We start from the raw sequence: 19,281 nt of genomic DNA, 5'->3' as shown, positions 1-19,281 counted from the left end.
TCCGTAAAAGAATGGGCGCGTGCCGGGGAGGCACGCGCCCAAGCGGGGAGAGACGGAGCTTCCGCGCGTTCAGAAGCGCGCGCGGACACCGAGCGAATAGCGCCGTCCGGTCGTGCGATACTCCTTGGTCCGGTCGGTCGTGGTCGAATAGATGAACTCGTTCGAATCGGTCAGGTTGAGCGCATTCGCCGTGAGCGACAGATTGTCGGTCAATGCGATCGTCAGGCTGGCGTCGAGCTGACCATATGCGTCGAAATATTCGGGATCGCCGTTGCGCCCGTTCGCCACCTGCAGGAAACGGTCGCGCCAGGTATAGGCAACGCGCGCCTGAACCGGCCCCTTTTCGTAAAAGCCGACCAGCGTATAGCTGTTGGGCGACAATCCTTCGAGGCCATAGCGCACACCGGTAACATCGTTGGCATAGTTGGCGGTGCTGTCGACATAGGTGTAGCTCGCTTCCGCGCCGAGTCCGCTGAACGCGCCGGGCAGGAAATCGAACGTCTGGCGATAGCCGACCTCGACACCCTTAACCTTGGCGCCCTCGCCATTGGCCGGCTGGGTCACCTGGAATATTACCTGATCGACCTGTTGCGGCGTGGTCTGCAGCGATACGAACGAATCGATATCTTTATAGAACGCCGTCGCCGACAGCACGCCGAGCTGCTGGAAATACCATTCGAGCCCGATTTCCGCCTGCTTGGCGCGGAACGGCAGCAGGTCGGGATTGCCGCGGCGGATCGTCTCGTTGCCGGGGTTGGTCTGGATGCTCTGCGCCGGCGACAGGTCGTCGAGCGTCGGGCGCGTCATCACCTTCGACGCGGCAAAGCGCAGCAACAGATTGTCGGTGAGGTCGAGCCGCACGTTCATCGACGGCAGGACATCGGTATAGTGGCCGTCAAAGTCGATCGGCACCACGTCCGACACTTCGATGATGTTCTGACCCTGACCGTTCGGCCGCGCGCTCAGAATGGTCTGCGCCGCGCCGGCCGAGGTGAAGTGCGTGTCTTCGACCCGCACGCCAGCGTTCACCGCGAGCGGCATTCCGCCGATATCGGTCTTCCAGTCCGCCATCAGATAACCGAGCCAGACGCGCTCGGTGACCAGCGAACTCTGCGCCGGGTCGTAGTGCGGAAATTCGTACAGCGATTCACCGTCCGCGGTGCGGTAGTCCTGCAGCGAGCGGATCAGTTCGAGCGGATCATAGCCGACCCAGTCGCGGACGATGTTGCCGCCCCCGTACTTGCTGAAGAAGTTCATGTCGGTGGCGTGGAACAGGCCCGAGGGCATCGGATAATAAAGCGTGCCGCCGCAAAAGGCACATTGTCCGCCGAACGATTGCGAATAGGCGTCCTGGTCCTTGTCGCGCGTCTGGCGCGACACACCGGCGTGGAGGGTCAGCGCATCGCTGACCTCATAGCTGCCGTCGATTTTCGCTTCGAAGGTCTTGTCGGTGCGCAAATCGCCGCCGTCGATGAAATAGTGCGCGCCGATATGTTCCAGGTCGATCGGCGCGTCGGCGTAATCGGGGCTGGAGAAGCCATAATCGTAAATCGGGTTGCCCGAGCGCCGATCATACCACATGGTCATGCCCGTGCGGCGGATCGTGGTAAAATAATTACCGGTCCTGCCATTCAGGCTCGCCTTCGAATAGCTGACGTCGACCGCGAGATCGAGCGGCCCCTTGTTCCATTCGGTGTTCAACCCGATCAGGAAGGTGTCGGACTTGCGCGGCGTGCGCTGGATGATCTCGTCGACGAAGCCGCCCTCGAGCTTCTGATAGACCGCAGAATTTCCTTCGAGCACCTGATCGACCAGCGTGCCGCCGCTGAAATCGTAGGCCAGACCGGTATAAAGATCGAGTTGGTCGAGATGCGTGTAGAGCGTGTCGAGCGTGAACAGCAGATTGTCCGTCGGCTTGAGCTGCACCGTGCCCGACAGGCCGAACCGCTCCTTGTCCGAAACGACGAAGAAGGGCGACAGATTCGACGGCGTATCGACATTCGTGAAATCGTCGACATCAGGGCCGAGGCGTCCCTCGAAATAGCCGCCATCGGTACTCGACCGCTTCACATGGCCCGCACCAATGGTGAATTCATCGTCGCGGGTCTTGCGATTAATGTACGAGGCGGAGATGGCGACGCCGAACGTTCCGGCTTCGTTGCGCACGCTGACCAGCGTCGACAGATTCGGGCTGAACGCGTCGCGCAACTCGCTATAATCGGCGCGTGCCGATGCCGCGACGACATGCTCATTCTGGTCGAGCGGTCGGATCGTGCGAATATTGACGGTGGCGCCGATACTCGCGCCATTGATCGCCGCAGTCGGGCTCTTATAGACATCGGCCCCCGCGATCAGTTCGGACGGCAAAACGTCGAAGCTGAATGCCCGGCCGACATTGTCGGTGGCCAGCGTACGGCCGTTAAGCGTAACGGCGTTGAAATCGGGACCGAGGCCGCGCACCGACACGAACTGGCCGTCGCCGCGATTGCGCTCGATGGTGACGCCGGGGATGCGCTGCAACGATTCCGCGACATTCTGATCGGGCAATTTGCCGAGATCTTCCGAAGTGATCGAGTCAACGACATTGATCGATTCGCGTTTGATTTCCAATGCGCGTGAAATGCTGCCGCGGATACCGGTGACGACGATTTCCTGCGTCGCATCGGCTGCCGAGGGTCTCGACTGGACGTCGACAACCGGCCGTCCGTTCCCATCGTCAGTTGGAGCGGACGCCGGTTGCGCAGTGTCGCCCTGCTGCCCGGCGTCCTGCCCCAGGGCCGGGGCGGCGCCCCCCGCCATCACGGCGCAAGCGGCGATTCCGCATAGAAGTTTGGTGGTGACTTTCATCGTCTATCTCCTCTCCTGGACCGTGACATTCAGATGTCATCTTCATCCATTGAGATATCAGAATAGCGCGGATGAAATTCTATGCAATGGCGAATCGCAGCGGTCGCGCGCCACCCGCACGCCCACTGCAACACGGTTGAGAAGTTCCTGACGAAAGCTGAAATTCTTGTCAGTCGCGCGGCAGCACGTCGATCGCCGAGACCAGTGCTTCGCCGCGATCGGCCGCGAAATCGAGCCGCAGCACACCGTTCCGCGCGGCGCCCGTCATGCGAATCGTCGCAGCGCGCAGCGTCCCACCCGCCAGCCGCGCGGGGTCGATGCCGCGGCGGGTTTCGCCGCCGCTCGCGGTGACCGAAAATACGCGCTCGCCGGGTTTCAGGCCCTCGGGTTCGAACAGGTGGATGACCACCCGGTATTCACCGTCCGGCACCGGCAGGTCATACCCGAACCGCTGCGCCGCGCGCCAGCTTGCGTACAGTTCCGGCGTTTCGGTCCCGACCACCTTTTTGGGCGGATTGGTGTTGCTGCCGTCGCCGGCATACAGCTCGCGCTTGAACGGGTTGAGCGTGTGTCCGGTGCCGCCGTCGAAATAATTGTCGGAGCCATAGCGCGTGCCGTTGGCCAGCCGCACGCCCGTCAGCGTTCCGGCCCGAACGTGGAGCGCGCGCTCCGGCCCGTCATAGGTCCAGGCGATCGCGTCGGTCGCGATCCGCCCGTCCCGCTCGGCGCTGGCGCGCAACCGGTTCACACCCATTGCGAGGCGCACCTTCGGCCAGACGCAGACATGATCCGCGCATCGCGCGCTCCCGATCGCCCGATCATTGAGCGTCAGTTCGGCCCGCGCGGCATTGCTGTATGCGCGGACATCGACGGTGCGATAGGCGCGATCGACATAGTGCCGCTCCGCGAGATGGAGGATCGGCGCGTCGGTCCGCCACGCCGCCTGATAGAAATAATAGGCATCCTTCTTCGTCTTGCGGTCGAAGGTCACCAGACCCTTGGTGTTGATGTCGCTCGAATCGCCCTCCTGCCGGAGGTCGCTCGTCGAATCGAACATCTGCCAGACATAGCTGCCCCACAGGAAATCGAGCGGTTCGAGCGCCTTCCACGACAATTCATGGATCGCGGCTTCGGCCTCTTCGGGCTGCGGGCGCGAAATGCTCTCCAGCTTGCCGCCACGGACATTGTCGGTGTGCTGGGTGACCGCACCGCCGCCGCCATATTCGCCGACGCCGATGGGAAGTCCCGGATGTTCGGCGTGCAAGCCCCCCATCACGTCGCCCAGCCGGGCCGCATCCTCGACATGGCCCGTCGAATACCAGCCGAGATAGAGGTTGTAACCGACCGTGTCGGCGCTGCCGGATGTCCGCTCCTGCCCCTTGTCGATTTCGCCGGGAAGCGGTTCGCAGCATACCGCCAGCGTCGTGGGGCGCGTCGCATCCTCGGCTTTGGCGACCCGGTCGAGCGCTTCCATCGCGGCCCGCGCGCCGCCTTTGGGCGTCAGCCCCTTGGACGACCAGTTGGTCACCTCGTTGCCGATCGACCAGAAGCCGACCGAAGGGTGGTTGTAATTCTGCCGGATCAGTTCCTTCAGTTGCCGGCGCGCACTCGCCATCATCGCCGGCGGCATGTCTTTTTCGCCCTTGGGTGCGGTCAGATTGACCAGGCCAAGCTCCGCCCACAGGATCATGCCGTGCCGGTCGGCGAGGTCATAGAAGGGCTGCGCCTGGTTATAGTGCGACAGCCTGATGGTATTGGCGCCGAGTTCCTCGATCAGCCGCATGTCCTCGGCATGATCGTTCCGGCTCAGCGCCCAGCCCTTGTCGAGCCTGTCCTGATGACGGGTGACGCCGTGCAGTTCCACGTGCCGGTCGTTGAGGAAGAATCCCTTGTCGGCGTCGACGCGGATCGTTCGCAGTCCGAGCGGCTGCTCGACGCGGTCGAGCAATGCGCCGCTGGGGTCGCGCAACTCGACGGTGGTGCGATAGAGATAGGGATCGCGCCGTCCGTCCCAGCGGCGCGGATCGGCGATCGACAATTCGGCCGATACCGAGCGCGCAGCGCCGGCGGCAAGCGACACATCCTGCCTGTCGCTTGCAACCGCTCGACCCGACGCATCGCGGATGGTGGTGACCAGCCGAAAGACGCCGTCGCGCTTGGCATCGTTGCGAAGCTCGGTGCGAACGGCCACCCGGGCCGACCGGTCATCGAGCGCGAGCACCCGTTCATACACGCCCGCGCTGCCATAATCCTGCAACTCGACATGCGCCTGGCCGACGCGGATCAGCGACACCGGTCGATAGAGCCCGCCATACATGAAGAAGTCACCGGAGATCGGCACGATGTTCGCTGTCGCGCTCCCCGGATCGGGCGCCGAATTATCGACGCGCACGGCGAGCACATTGTCGCCCTCGCGAAGCGCATCGGTCGCATCGAGGCGGAAGCGCGAGAAAGCGCCTTCGTGCCGCCCGAGCTTCTCCCCATTGAGCCACACATCAGCGATGATGCTGGCGGCGTCGAACTGCAGATAGGCGCGGCGACCATCGGCCGGCGGCGCGGTGAAGCGCAGCCGATACCAGCCGATGCCGCGCGTCGTGTCGGCATCGGAGCGTCGCGTCTCATCATAATTGCCGATCCGGTTCCAGTTATGCGGCACCGAAACGCGCTGCCAGCGCCTGTCATCGAACCCGGCGGCGCGAGGATCGGCCTCTGGTTGTCCGAGATGGAAGCGCCACCCGTCTGATAAATTTTGCGCAACGCGACCGGGTGCGGTATGGGTATGGGATGCCTCGGCGGAGGCCGGACGCGCTACCGCGCCCAGGGCGGTCAACACGAGCAACCAGCAGAAGAACCGGGGGAAATGCCGGCGATGAGGCGATTTCGGGCGGAGGTTCATGATAACGCTACCCTCTCTGTAATTCTGCGATTCCCGTTTAATCACGAGTTCGAGACGGCATGTAGTTGCCCAACCCAAGCCCGTTGTGATATCAGATAGATTATGAGATATTTCTTCACCGGCATCAACCGCAGCCGACAGATGCCGGGCGGCCGAGATGGAATCTCCTTTTCCCTATCCCCGTCGAGCCGGGACAGCGCCGCCATTTGCGCAGTCGGACGGTTCACAGATCCGCCCCCGGCTCGACGATAACCCCCAACACAAGCGCCGCACGTCGATATGCTACGCAGCGGGCGCGACCGAGAGGATGACGGAAAGAAGCATGGTGCCGGCAACCCAGGACGCCCTGAACGAGCCCGAAATCTCTGAAGCGCCATCGGATTCGACCGGTCCGGGCGTGCCGAAACCCTCGGGAAAGGTGCGCTGGATCGTCTGCGGCCTCCTCTTCTTCGCGGTCGTCCTCAGCTATATCGACCGGCTCGTCATCGCGGTGCTCAAGCCCGAGCTTGCGACGCAGTATGACTGGTCGGAAACCGGCTATGCCGATCTCACCTTCTACTTCTCGCTTGCCTATGGTCTTTCCTATGTCCTCGCGGGCCGGGTGATGGACCGGGTCGGCGCGCGGGTCGGCTATGCGCTGGCGGTCACGATCTGGACGATCGGCCATGTGCTCCATATCGCCTTCACCAGCACGGCGGGGATGATCTGGGCGCGCATCCCGCTCGCCATCGGCGAAGCGGCGACCTTTCCTGCCGCGCTCGCCGCGACCAACGAATGGTTTCCCCGGCGCGAGCGCGCGCTCGCCATCGGCATCTTCAATGCCGGCTCGAATGTCGGCGCGATCGTGACGCCGCTCCTCGTGCCGTTGATCGCCGCGGCGTTCGGCTGGCGCTGGGCGTTCATCGCGAGCGGCGCGCTGACCGTGATCTGGGTCATCGCCTGGCTCGCCTTCTACCGCTCGCCCGATCGGCATCCGCGCGTGTCTCGCGAGGAACTCGAATATATCCGCTCGGAACCCCAGCCCCATGCCGAGCCCGCCTCGTTCCGCGCGTTGCTCAAGCTGCGCCAGACCTGGGCCTATATGGCGGGTCGGTTCCTGATCGACCCCGTCTGGTGGGTGTTTCTGTTCTGGCTGCCCGATTTCTTCAACAAACAGTTCGGGCTGACCATGCTCGAATTCGGTCCGCCGCTGGTCGCCATCTATCTGATGGCGGACGGCGGCTCGATTCTCGGCGGGCTGATCTCGTCGAAGCTGCTCGGCCGTGGCAGGTCGGTGAATGGTTCGCGCAAGATCGCCTATCTCTGCATGGCGCTTTGCACGCTGCCGATCGCCTTTGCCGCCTATGCGTCGTCGATCTGGGTCGCGATTGCGCTGATCGGGCTTGCCTGCGCGGGCCATCAGGGCTTCTCGGCCAACCTGTTCGCGCTGCCCGGAGACCTGTTTCCCCGGCGCATGGCGGGGTCGGTAATCGGGCTCGGCGGCCTTGCCGGCGCGGTTGGCAGCATGCTGCTCGCCAAGTATGCTGGGCTGATCCTCGAACTCGTCGGCAGCTATGAACCCATCTTCCTCGTCGCGGCCTGCGCCTATCTCATCGCGCTGGCGGTCATCCATCTGATCCTGCCGCGCTATTCCGCCCTTACTCCCGAGCAAATCGAGAATATCCAATGACTGCTTTGACCCTTCATCCCGACCGCCTGTTCCCGGCCGAACCGACGACCCGCGACATCGCGCGGCGGCTCTATGCGGAAATCGCGGGCCTGCCGATCATCAGCCCGCACGGCCATACCGACCCGGCGTGGTTCGACGAGAACCGGCCGTTCGAGGACGCGGCGAGTCTGCTCATCATCCCCGACCACTACGTCTTTCGGATGCTGTTCAGCCAGGGGGTGAAGCTGGAGGATCTGGGCGTGCCCCGCGTCGACGGCGGGCAAACCGAGCAGGACCACCGCGCCATCTGGCGGCGCTTCGCCGAAAACTATTACCTCTTCCGCGGCACGCCATCGCGGATGTGGCTCGACTGGGTGTTTGCCGAGATGTTCGGCATGACCGAGATACTCTCGGCGGAGAATGCGGACCGCTATTACGACGCGATCGGCGCCGCGCTCGCCACCGATGCGTTTCGCCCGCGCGCGCTGTTCGAGCGGTTCAATATCGAGGCGATCGCCACCACCGAAAGCGCGCTCGACCCGCTCGATCATCACCGCAGCATCGCCGCGAGCGGCTGGCAGGGCCGGGTCATCACCACCTACCGCCCCGACGCCGTGGTCGATCCCGATTATGAGGGCTTTGCCGACAATGTCGACAGGCTGGGCGAGATCACGGGCGAAGACGTCGCCACCTGGTCCGGCTATCTGGACGCGCATCGCAACCGCCGCGCCTATTTCCGCGAGGTGGGCGGCGCGACCGCGAGCGACCACGGCCACCCGACGGCGACCACCGCCGACCTGTCGCCGGCCGATGCGGAAAAGCTCTATGCGAAGATACGCTCGGGCGATTTCAGCGCGGCCGAGGCCGAGCTGTTTCGCGGCCAGATGCTTACCGAAATGGCGCGGATGAGCATCGAGGACGGCATGGTGCTGCAGATCCATCCTGGCGCGCACCGCAACCATAACGACCTGGTGATGCGCGCCTTCGGCCGCGACAAGGGCGCCGACATCCCGACCCAGACCGACTATGTGACCGCGCTCCAGCCGCTCCTGGGCCGCTATGGCTCGGACCCGAAGCTGTCGGTCGTCATCTTCACCCTCGACGAGGACAGCTACAGCCGCGAACTCGCCCCGCTCGCCGGGCACTACCCGGCACTCAAGCTCGGCCCGCCCTGGTGGTTTCACGACAGCCCCGAAGGGATGCGCCGCTTCCGCGAGCGCGCGACGGAGACGGCCGGCTTCTACAACACCGTCGGGTTCAACGACGACACGCGCGCCTTCCTCTCGATCCCGGCGCGGCACGACGTCGCACGGCGGATGGACTGCGCCTTCCTCGCCCGTCTCGTCGCCGAGCACCGCCTGCCCGAGGACGAAGCGCACGAGGTTGCGCACGCCCTCACCTACGACCTCGTCAGGAAGGCCTATAAGCTGTGAGCAGGCGCCTTTGCGAAACCATGCTTTCTGGCCTTCCCGCGGGTGTCGCCCGGCCCGGATATGATCGCTCGGCGGTCAAGCACGGTGTCGTCCATCTCGGCATCGGTGCGTTCCACCGCGCGCATCAGGCGGCCGTGTTCGATGCTGCGCTGGACGCCGGCGACCTGCGCTGGGGGATTACCGGTGTCTCGCTGCGGTCGGCCAGCGTCCACGACCAGCTCGCGCCGCAGGACGGGCTTTACAGATTGGTCGTGCGCGATGGGGACGCCGAAGACATCCGCGTCATCGGCGCGGTGGCGCGCGTGCTCGTCGCGCCCGACGACCCGGCGGCGGTGGTCGACGCGCTCGCCGACCCCGACACGCATATCGTCACGCTGACGGTGACCGAGAAGGGCTATAAGCTCGACCCCGCGACCGGTAATCTCCGCGAGGACGACAGCGATATCGCCGCCGACCTCGCCAATCTCGCCGCGCCGAAGACGGTGCCGGGGCTGATCGTCGCGGGGCTGGCGAAGCGCAAGGCGGCGGGCCTGCCGCCGTTCACCGCGATCAGTTGCGACAACCTGCCGCACAACGGTCGGCGGCTTGCGCGCGCGGTGCTCACCATGGCGCGCGCGCATGACGGCAAGCTTGCCGACTGGATCGAGACGCAAGGGGCATTCCCGCAGACGATGGTCGACCGCATCGTGCCCGCGACCACACCAGGTGACATCGCCGCGCTGTCCGAGATGCTGGGGGTCGAGGATCGCGGCATGGTCAAGACCGAGCCGTTCACCCAATGGGTGATCGAGGACCGGTTCGCCGGCCCGCGTCCCGACTTCGCGGCGCTCGGCGTGCAACTCACCGATGCCGTGCCGCCCTGGGAGGACGCCAAGCTGCGCCTCCTCAACGGCGCGCATTCCGGGCTCGCCTATCTCGGCGGGCTGGCGGGCGTCGATTTCATCCATCAGATGATCGCGCGCGACGATGCGCGGCGCTTTGTCGAGACGCTGTGGGACGAGGCGCAAGCCACGCTCACGCCGCCGCCGGGGCTCGACATCGCCGCCTATCGCGCCGAGTTGATGGCGCGCTTCGCCAACGCCGCGCTCCACCACCGCACCCGCCAGATCGCCATGGACGGATCGCAGAAACTGCCCCAGCGCCTGCTCGCCACCATCGCCGCACGGCGCAAGGCCGGGCAGGCTTCGCCCGCCCTAACCCTCGCGGTCGCCGCATGGATGCGCTGGCAGGAAGGCGTCGACGATGCCGGCGAAACCTATCCGGTCGACGACCCCATGGCCGACCGGACCGCCGCCGCGCTCGACGGATGTACCAGTTCCGAGGCGCGCGTTAGGGCGCTCCTCGCCCTCGACGCCATCTTTCCCGCCGGACTGGCTGAGGATGCGGCATTCACCGCCGCGCTGACCAGTTGGCTGACGGTTCTCGAACGTGACGGCGCGCTGGCGGCGCTGGCGAAGGCCTAGCGCGCCAGTTCGCGGTCGGCGAAGGCGATATACTTCGCCCAGTCCTCGGCGGTGATATCGTGTTTTCCGGCGCGGATGTGATAGCCGATCCGGCGCCCGACCGATCGGTCGGGCGCCGGCATCGCGTCGGCCTCCAGCCCCTTCATCCCGTAGAGATGATAGACCGGATCGGCGCCGCGCGCGGCCAGGAATTCGCCCTTGGGGTCCGACCACAGATCCCCGGTCGCGCTCGCGACATAGACCGGCCGCGGCGCGATGAGCGCGATCAGTTCGTGCGCGTCGATCGGCAGCGCATCCTCGTGCCGCGCATAGGTCTTGAAGCGCGGCGCAAACCAGTAATCGTTCATCACCCGGATCGTCTCGCCGAACCGCCGCCGGTAGAGCGCGGCTCCGCCATTACCCGAATCGTTCGAAACGACCATGGCGAAGCGCGGATCGCGTGCGCCCGCCCACAAGGCCGCCTTGCCATAACGCGAATGGCCGATGACGATCACGCGCGAGGCATCGACCGCAGCGTCGGTGGCGAGATAGTCATAGACCCGGCTCAGCCCCCAGGCCCATGTCGCGATCGCGCCCCAATGCGACGGATCGGACGGACTGGTGCCATAATGCGGCTGGACGCTCTGAGCGACCATACCGTCGCCGTCGGGATAGAGATCGCCCGGAAAATAGGTGGCGACGCCGTAGCCGGCTTCAAGGATCTGGCGCAGGGGCCACTGGGCGGACTCGATTCCGCGCGACCGCGCAGTAGCATGATGCTTGACGATCCCCTCGCCCGGCGCGGCCACCCAACTCGTCGCGATGGCGATGGCGGGATCGGCCGCGACCGCCTGATTGCCGTGAAAGTTCAGCCCGACAAAGACCGGCGCCGGCCCCTTCGCGCGAGCGGGTAGATAGATGAGGACCGAGGTCTGCGGCCCGCGCTCGGTGCCGTCGAGCAGGATCGTCACCTGCTTGCGGATCGCCAGTCCGCCGAGCGCGCGATCATCGCGGTCGGTGACTACGAAGCGCATGTCATGCGGCGGGGGCGGCGCGGCACCGTAAATGGTATCGCGAAACAGCCCCAGCAGTTCGGGCCTTCGTTCGCCCTCCCATTGCTGCACGCTCTTTACCGCCGCGCCGTCGGAAGTCTCCAACGGGTCGGGCAGCACATAGGACGGCACCTTCGCCTCGTCGAAATTCCCGTCGAGCTGCGCTGCGGCCGGAGCGATTGCGGCGAGCATCATGGTCAAGGCGATCGCGATGCGAAAACTCATCGCCCCTCCTTAAGACAGAGACGGGCCGGAGGCGCCAGCGCGCTTCCGACCCGATCCCCCTTTTGCTTCCGACAAGGTCAGAAGTTCACGTGAAAGCCGAGCTGGTACGAACGGTCGAGCTGGTTCGATAGCGTCGGCCGCATTGGCGTGCCGTAATATTGGTTCTGATAGGCGACCGTGGCGTTGACCATATCGGCTTTGATCGAAAGCCAGTCGGTGACGTAATAGGTCGCCGAAAGGTCGAGCGATTCCTGCGGCGCGTTCCACAAAGTGCCGAATTCACTGGCCGAATTGCTCTGCACGCTCTTCGACCGCCAGTTGTACGAAACGTGGAGCGAAATCGGCCCCTTCTCATAGATTCCGGTCAGGTTGTACGAATTCTTCGACAACTGGTCGGCGGGTACGCGCTGCGGGATGTCGATCACGTCGAGCGCGCTGTCGACATAGGTATAGTTACCCTGGAAGCCGAGGCCGTCGAACGGTCCCGGCAGGAAGTCGAAGAACTGCTGATAGCTGACCTCGAACCCGCGAATGCGGCCATTGCCGCTGTTGCGCGGGCGGCTGACCGAATAGGTCTCGCCGTTGATCTGTTCGTCGGCGTAGAATTTCTGAATGAAGCCGGTGACGTCCTTCTGGAACACCGACACCGCGGCATAATTCGAGCGCCCGAAATAATATTCCAGCGAGGCGTCATACTGGTCGGCCTGGGTCGGTCTCAGTGCCGGGTTGCCCGCGCTGGCGGTCAGGCTGACCGGATTGAGGATGACCGCCGGCGACAGATTGCCGAAATCGGGCCGGGTAATCGCCTTGGAATAGGCAAGACGGAAGAACAGGTCGGGCGTGAACTTGAACCGGACGTTTACGCTGGGCAGCCAGTTGTCATAGGGCTCGCCGCCCGTCAGCGGCTGATAATCGCCGTTGTCATCGGCGACGAGCACGGTCTGCTCGCCATCGGTGCGGACATAGCGAACGCCGAAATTGCCATCGACCGGGAGCGATCCGACATTGAAGGCGAACCTGCCCTCGAGATACCCAGCGAGCGTGGTCTCGCGATAGTCGTAATGGCTTCCGGGATCATTCGCGGCGTTGTCAAGCGGCAGGCCGAACAGCGTGCGCGTGCGGGCGGCGTCCTTCATGAACACGCCGTCCATCGCCAGCCACTGGTTGGTCGACACATCCTGATCGGTGAACAGATCGTCGAGCGTCGGATTGGTGACCGCTGAAATCGGCTGGTTCATCGCGCTCGATCCGGCCGAAAAGAAGTCGTAGATCGCGCGGTGATGCGCCCAGCGGAAACCGCCCATTACCGCAGTGATCGGGCTATCCTTGATCTCGTATGTTGCGTCCGCGCGGAACGACGGCTCACGTCCGTCGGCGGAGGTGCCATATTCGAAATAGCTCAGTGAGCTGTATGCCGCAGGATCGTTCACATCGACGCCGGAAATGGCGACGTCGGGCGTGTCGCCTTCAAGGCTTATATCGGCGCGGGTGCCACGCGTGGTCAGTGTGGCGCTGCGATAATAGAAGGGCCCTTGGCTGCGCACATAGGACGCTTCGGCGTTCAGCGTGAAGGCGCCGGACTGGTATTTGCCGCCGAATGCGATATTGACCGTGTCATAGGGATTGTCGGACGCGCCGGTCACCGAATCGATGCGCGGATTGGCGAGCGAATAGGTGGCGGGAACCGTGGTGCCGTCCTTGAAGGTCGGCGATCCGATACCCGTCGCACCGTCGGTGCGCACCGATAGCTGCTGGGTGAAGGAATGCCCGCCCGAATGTTCGTACAGCACGTCGGTATGCAGTTCGAGCTGGGGAGAGACCTGCCACTGTACCGCGCCATAAGCGGCCGACCGGACGCGGTCACCGGTTTCGTAGCGCGGCCGCACCTGGGTGGGCAGCGTCACGGTATCGGCATCTTCGCCGGCAACGCCGTTGCCGTTGACGTCGAACAACGTGTTGTTGTCGCCATAGGTGTTGGTCGAAACCTGATAGCCGGCCGAATAATAGCGCTCGAACTGGCCGCCAAGGAGAACGCCAACCTCACCCGCGCCGGTATCCCAGCGGTTCGACACGACACCCGAAACGCGCGGTCCGGCGCGGTCCTGAAATTCGGAATAGAGGGCCGAGCCGGTCAGCGCGACGTGGAAGCCGTCGAAATCGAACGGCCGCGCGGTATGGATGTTGATCAGCCCGCCAAGGCCGCCCTCGATCTGGTCGGCGGTCGCGGTCTTGTACACGTCGACGCCCGACAGAATATCCGAGGAGAAATCGAGCAGGTGCGCGACGCGATCAGTCGTGCCGAACAGAGCCCGCCCGTTCACCGTGGTCATCACCTGCTTCAGCCCGTGAATGACATAGGCATTGCCTTCGCCGCGGGTGTTGCGTGAAATCTGCACGCCCGGAATGCGCTGCAGCGTCTCGGCAATATTGGTGTCGGGCAGCTTGCCGATATCCTCGGCGACGATCGAATCCTGGATCTGGTTGGAATTTCGCTTCAGTGCCGCGGCGCTTTCCAGCGAGCCGCGCAGGCCGGTGACGACGATCTCCTGAACATCGTCCGATTGCCCCGACGGGTCTTCGGCGCTCTGCGCCTGCGCCGGAGCGGCGCAGAGCCCCGCGCCGAACAGTGCCGTCGTCGCCAGCAGCAAAATCCTGTCAGACATATCCTCTCTCCCCGCTTGATATCGCGCGTTTCGCCGCGCAGCGTCGGATTATGACGATATCAATCAACCATTCTGGTATTTCAGTCAAGCAGTTTTCACTTAGGAAAGCAACTTTCCTAATGGAAGTGCGAATTCAGTCTGATAAATTATGGGAAATCGGGGCGCGCTGTTCGTGCGCCGGGCTCAGTCGATCGTGATCGAATCGACCAACAACCCGCGGCCGTCCTCGACGGCGAGGCGGACGCTATAGCTGCCGGCGTTGATCGCCGAGTTCGTGGCGGCCTCGACCTCCCGCCAGCCCTCGCCGCCATGGAGTTGCAGCTTCACCGTGGCGACGACGATGTCGCTGCTGTCGCGCACGGTCAGCACCGCGTCACGCGGCGCGGCGCCCTCCACCAGCATATAGCGCAGGCGAACACCCAGCTTGCCGGCGATACCACTCTTCACCGGCCAGGTTATCGCGGCAGGGCCGGCGTGCATCGCGGCATAACCCTGCCCGCCATAGCCCTGCTCGACCGATGCGGTGTCGGCATTGCTGCGACGCGCGTCGTCGGCCTCTGCCTGGTGCAGCCCCTCGTCCTTGCTGAACGAGAAATTGCCCGGCGCATAAGGCGATGGCAGCGCGCGCACGGCGATGACCGGCGCATTGGCCGGAACCGCCACGCGGTCGCCCTTGTCCGCGCGCCGGGTGACGAAGCGGTATCGCGACCGGATGGTCCGCGCGCCCGCCACCGTCGCGGCGAGCGCATGGAAATCGCTGTCGGTCCACCCCTCGGGCGCCGCCGCGCGTTCGGGCAGCGCGAGATAGAGGTCGCTCTTGACGCGCAGCCGCAATTCTCCGGAGCCGCGGGCGTCGCGACCGCGCGGTTGCACGAAATCCTGGTCGAGCAGTTGATAGGGCAATTGCGTCCATCGGGCGTTACCGCGCGCGAACATCGCATCGCCATTGTCGAGATAGCGCGTCGCAACACCAGTCGTAGCATCGGCGATCAGGTCGGTGCCCGGCTCCGGCGCACGAGGCTCGCCAGTGTCGGCGCGCGATATCGCGACGCCCGACAGGATCGCCTGGCCCGACGCAACGCGCGGAAAGGAGAGCGTCAGCCAGCCGCCCGCGACATCGGCCTCGACCACCTTGCGCACCGCATGGCCGAAGCCGCTCTCGGCGAACAGGTCGAGGTCGCGCAGCACCGTCCTGCCGTTCACGGCGACGTCGAACACGCGCCAGCCGCGCGCATCGATTCCGGCGCGACCATACCAGGGCTCGACGAAGTAAAGCGCCACCCGATAGCGCCCGTCGGGCACCGCGAAGCGATAGCGCAACTGGTCGCGGCCATAGCGGAACGACTGGAACAGCGCCTGCTCGCGCGCGCCCTCGATCGGGTCGTGCGTCAAGCGGCGGCTACCCAAAGCGGGTGCGATATCGGGCCAGGCATCGGCCCAGCTCGTCCAGCCCCACTTTCCACCCTGAACGAAATGCCGGTCGCCGGCCCAGCGATGACCATCGGCGTCGGTGAACGCCTTGCCGCCGACATTGACGCGGTAGAGATAATGCTGCCCCGGCTCGGCCGCGGTGATCGCGGTGCGGTCTTTAATCAAATGGCCGGCGTCGGGCGCGGGCGGCAGGTTGTTGAGCGTGACCACGTCGCGCGCCGCGAGCTTGCCACCGACATAGCAGTGCGCAGACAGGATATCGTAGCGCACGGGAACGTCGTTCCAGACGAAGCGCTGCTCTGCATCACGCCGTTTGCGCCCCAGCGAGATCCTGCCGCCGGCATCGTTGAACAGCTCGACCGTGTCGCAGTTCGAATAAACCTCGATGCCCGACTTCATGCCCGGCCCGGTCCACCGGTCGGGCCAGGTGTGCGAGACGATATAGACCATTGGCGCGACACTCGCCGGCACCTGTCGCGCGCGGAACATGTAATAGACGTCCAGCGGCTCGCCCCACAGCGTCATCAACCCCTTGTTGTTGGCCGGGCCAATGTGATCGAGCGGGCGGATGCCGTCGAAGATCTGCGTGCCGTCGGCGCGCATCGGCCGGCCGGGATTTTCATGCGTGGTCAGCAGCCACTGGAACTGACCGACCGTGCGATCGGCGACGCTGTCGGCGAGCCGCGCCTTCTTCTGCTCGAGCGCCGCCATCCGGCCTTCGGTCCAGAGGTCACCGTCCTCGGCCGGCTCGCGGTGCAGGCCGAGCGAGCGCCACGCGCCATATTCGGCGACAAGGCCTTGCTCGCTCAGTTCCTCGGCATAACGGTCGGGATCGCCGCCATAGGTGCCCGACCAGTTCTGCGGCACGTTCCAGTCGGCGCCCTCGCCACCATTGCAGGTGACGACCAGCCGCTGCTTCGAGGCGGTGGGGTCGAGTTCGCGGATGATCGCCATCGCTTGCTCGGCAAAGGCCTTGGGAAGCTGGCTCTCATTCTGCAGCCCCCACAGAAACACAGCCGGATTGTTACGCCGCTCGCGTACCCATTGCGCGAGCAGCGCCTTGAAATTGGCGCGATAGGCGGGATTGTCGAACCAGTTATGCGCGCTGAACTGCGGCCACCACATCAGCCCGTCGCGCGCGATCGCTTCGCCATAGCGGAAATTGTGCGGATAATGCGCATCGCGAAAGGCGTTGAACCCCGCCGCCTCGACCTGCGCGACGCGCGCCGCGACCTGTTCGGGCGAAAAGGCGAAGGAATTGCCGAGCAGATGCTCATATTCGGCGGTGCCGCGCAGGGCGAACTGCTTGTCATTGACGAACAGCCGGCGATGCCCCTTCTCGTCCCGACGAATCTCGACGGTGCGAATGCCATAGGGGGTATCGAGCATGTCGATGGTTTTGCCATCGGCGACGATCGCCGCACGTAGCGTATAGAGCGTCGGGCGCTTCGGCGACCAGAGTTCCGGGTCGCGGATCGTGGGCAGCGGCGCATCGAAGCTGCCATGCGCACCCGCCGCCAAGCGATGATCCGCACGCGCTTCCGCCGCGACCGACCCGTCGGGCGCGATCATGCGCGTGACGATGGTGAAGTCGCGCACGCGGTTCGAGCCGTTTTCGACTTCGGTGCGCGCGGTCAGCCTTGCCCGTCCGGCGTCGATCGCGCCGCTATCGCCCCAGGCATAGATGCCGAACGGACGGATATGCAGCGCCGCCGTCCGCACGACATGCACCGGGCGAAAGATGCCGAACGGCTGCGACCCTTCGGAAAAGCCCGATTCGGGCTGATCGTCGCCGGGCGCCCAGGGCAGATCGGTGATCCCCTTGGGCATATCGACCCGCACCGCGAGCAGATTGTCACCGCCTCGCACCGCCTCGGTCACGTCGAGGCGAAAACTGACCAGCCCGCCGCCGTGCCGCCCCACCGGCTTGCCGTTGAGCCACACGGTGGCATAGGCGCCGACGCCCTCGAACATCAGGAAGATGCGCTCATTCCTGCCCGGCGCGGCGATCGTCAGATGCTTGCGATACCAGGCGCTGCCATGGCGCGAGCCGTTGCGCACCTGTCGATCATAGGCATAGCCCTGCCAGTTGTGCGGCACGTTGACCCGCGTCCAGCCGCTGTCGTCGAAACCGGGCTGCTGAAACGGCGCGTCGGCTTTGGGCGAAGCCTTGCCCTCGGGTCCCGTTTCGAAAAGCGCCGATTGCCAATCGCCCGCGACGGTGTGGTCGCTGCGCGCCTGCGCCGTGATCGACAGCGCGAGCGTCGCCAGCGCGATCGCGACCGCGACGATGCGGCGCAACGGGCTCACCAGTTCCACAAGGTGCCGTCGCCCAGTCGCGCAATCGGCAATTGCTTGGGTTCATAAGGATATTTCGCCGCGAGCGTCTCGTCGATATCGACGCCGTGCCCCGGCGTCTCACCGGCATAGAGATAGCCGCTCTCGAACCGGTAATCGTGCGGGAAGACCGCGTCGGTCTCGGGCGTGTGGCGCATATATTCCTGAATGCCGAAATTGGGCACCCAGGTGTCGAAATGCAGCGCCGCGCCCATGCACACCGGTGACAGGTCGGTCGCGCCGTGGCTGCCGGTGCGGACCTGGTACAGCGCGGCGAGATCGGCGATCCGGCGCAGATGGGTGATGCCGCCGGCATGGACGACGGTCGTGCGAATATAGTCGATCAACTGGTTCTGGATCAGCTCGCGGCAGTCCCAGACGGTATTGAAGATCTCGCCCACCGCGAGCGGCGTCACCGTGTGCTGCCGGATCAGGCGGAACGCCTCCTGGTTCTCCGCCGGCGTCGCATCCTCCATCCAGAACAGGCGGTACGGTTCGAGCGCCTTGCCCAGCCGCCCCGCCTCGATCGGGGTCAGCCGGTGATGGACGTCGTGGAGCAACTCGATCTCGAAACCATAGGTCGCGCGCAGCTTGTCGAACAGCTTGGGGGCGTGATCGAGATAGGCGCTCGTCGACCACAGGGTCTCGGTCGGCAGCGTGCCGTCGGCGGGTTCGTAATAAAGGTCGCCCTTGCCCACGCCGTACGCGCCCTTCACGCCGGGAATGCCGCTCTGCGCCCGGATCGCGCGATAGCCCATATCCTTGTACACGCCGACCTGGTCGACGGTCTGTTCGATATCGGCGCCGTTGGCATGGCCATAGACGAGCACGCCTTCGCGCGACCGTCCGCCCAGCAGTTGATAGAGCGGCAGTCCCGCCGCCTTCGCCTTGATGTCCCACAAGGCCGTATCGACCGCCGCGATCGCCGTCATCGTCACCGGCCCGCGCCGCCAATAGGCGCCGCGATAGAGGAACTGCCAGATATCCTCGATCCGGTGTGCGTCACGCCCGATCAGGTTCGGAACGACATGGTCGCTCAGATAGGACGCGACGGCAAGCTCGCGCCCGTTGAGCGTCGCATCGCCGATGCCGTGGATTCCCTGATCGGTCTCGATCTTGAGCGTGACGAAATTGCGTCCCGGACAGGTCACGATCACGCGCGCGTCACGAATGCGGATCACGCCCAGGTCCTTGCCGCTACCCACCTCATCAGCGTTCATCACCACCACCTGCCCCTGTCAGAAGTCGTCGCAACACCGGAATCAGCGCCGGAATGTTATCTGATAAATTGCACGCCCATCGCCGGG

General features: G+C 64.8%; 9 protein-coding genes. 3 read left to right on the top strand and 6 right to left on the bottom strand.

Annotated features, from left to right (window positions below):
- Positions 1-69 precede the first annotated feature (69 nt).
- Together RPR59_RS07815 and RPR59_RS07810 are read right to left on the bottom strand one after the other, a co-directional pair.
- A complete protein-coding gene (locus RPR59_RS07815; RefSeq protein ID WP_313912782.1) occupies positions 70-2,847 on the bottom strand; it encodes a TonB-dependent receptor in 2,778 nt (925 codons plus the stop codon).
- 169 nt (positions 2,848-3,016) lie between these two features.
- Positions 3,017-5,503, bottom strand: coding sequence for a glycoside hydrolase family 2 TIM barrel-domain containing protein (locus tag RPR59_RS07810; RefSeq protein ID WP_489753835.1), 2,487 nt, complete (start codon positions 5,501-5,503; stop codon positions 3,017-3,019).
- Between the two features lie 562 nt (positions 5,504-6,065).
- On the opposite strand from RPR59_RS07810, the gene RPR59_RS07805 reads away from it, so the two are divergent.
- From RPR59_RS07805 to RPR59_RS07795, 3 genes are read left to right on the top strand one after another with little or no spacing between them, the layout of a single operon-like run.
- Positions 6,066-7,412, top strand: coding sequence for an MFS transporter (locus RPR59_RS07805; protein WP_313912778.1), 1,347 nt, complete (start codon positions 6,066-6,068; stop codon positions 7,410-7,412).
- Positions 7,409-8,824: a glucuronate isomerase gene (gene uxaC / locus RPR59_RS07800; protein ID WP_313912776.1), complete on the top strand. Its 1,416-nt coding sequence runs from the start codon at positions 7,409-7,411 to the stop codon at positions 8,822-8,824. Before RPR59_RS07805 ends, uxaC begins: the two co-directional genes overlap by 4 nt.
- Before the next feature lie 20 nt (positions 8,825-8,844).
- The gene (locus RPR59_RS07795; protein ID WP_313912774.1) at positions 8,845-10,287 is read left to right on the top strand and encodes a mannitol dehydrogenase family protein; all 1,443 of its coding nucleotides are present in this window, start codon (positions 8,845-8,847) and stop codon (positions 10,285-10,287) included.
- On the opposite strand, the gene RPR59_RS07790 is transcribed toward RPR59_RS07795, so the two are convergent.
- From RPR59_RS07790 to manD, 4 genes are all read right to left on the bottom strand, one after another.
- Positions 10,284-11,543 carry an alpha/beta hydrolase gene (locus tag RPR59_RS07790; RefSeq protein ID WP_313912772.1) on the bottom strand — a complete coding sequence of 420 codons (1,260 nt, stop codon included), beginning with the start codon at positions 11,541-11,543 and terminating at the stop codon, positions 10,284-10,286. The two genes, RPR59_RS07795 and RPR59_RS07790, sit on opposite strands and share 4 nt — an antisense overlap.
- A 77-nt stretch (positions 11,544-11,620) precedes the next feature.
- The gene (locus RPR59_RS07785) at positions 11,621-14,206 is read right to left on the bottom strand and encodes a TonB-dependent receptor (protein ID WP_313912770.1); all 2,586 of its coding nucleotides are present in this window, start codon (positions 14,204-14,206) and stop codon (positions 11,621-11,623) included.
- A 183-nt stretch (positions 14,207-14,389) separates the two neighbouring features.
- Entirely contained in the window at positions 14,390-17,956 is a 3,567-nt protein-coding gene (locus RPR59_RS07780; RefSeq protein WP_313912768.1) for a malectin domain-containing carbohydrate-binding protein, read from the bottom strand.
- Positions 17,944-19,152, bottom strand: coding sequence for a D-mannonate dehydratase ManD (manD, locus tag RPR59_RS07775; protein WP_489753836.1), 1,209 nt, complete (start codon positions 19,150-19,152; stop codon positions 17,944-17,946). The genes RPR59_RS07780 and manD overlap by 13 nt, the downstream gene beginning before the upstream one ends.
- Positions 19,153-19,281: the final 129 nt, after the last annotated feature.

The organism is Stakelama saccharophila (genome assembly GCF_032229225.1).
Lineage (GTDB): Bacteria > Pseudomonadota > Alphaproteobacteria > Sphingomonadales > Sphingomonadaceae > Sphingomonas > Sphingomonas saccharophila.
Note: the sequence above shows the minus strand (reverse complement) of the source record. Positions and strands in the feature narration are given on the sequence as shown.

What these genes read in the sequence shown, in the direction of transcription:
- uxaC (WP_313912776.1), top strand. Translation starts at nt 7,409, where the DNA reads ATGACTGCTTTGACCCTTCATCCCGACCGCCTGTTCCCGGCCGAACCG.
- RPR59_RS07785 (WP_313912770.1), bottom strand. Translation starts at nt 14,206, where the DNA reads ATGTCTGACAGGATTTTGCTGCTGGCGACGACGGCACTGTTCGGCGCG.
- RPR59_RS07815 (WP_313912782.1), bottom strand. Translation starts at nt 2,847, where the DNA reads ATGAAAGTCACCACCAAACTTCTATGCGGAATCGCCGCTTGCGCCGTG.
- RPR59_RS07805 (WP_313912778.1), top strand. Translation starts at nt 6,066, where the DNA reads ATGGTGCCGGCAACCCAGGACGCCCTGAACGAGCCCGAAATCTCTGAA.
- RPR59_RS07790 (WP_313912772.1), bottom strand. Translation starts at nt 11,543, where the DNA reads ATGAGTTTTCGCATCGCGATCGCCTTGACCATGATGCTCGCCGCAATC.
- RPR59_RS07795 (WP_313912774.1), top strand. Translation starts at nt 8,845, where the DNA reads ATGCTTTCTGGCCTTCCCGCGGGTGTCGCCCGGCCCGGATATGATCGC.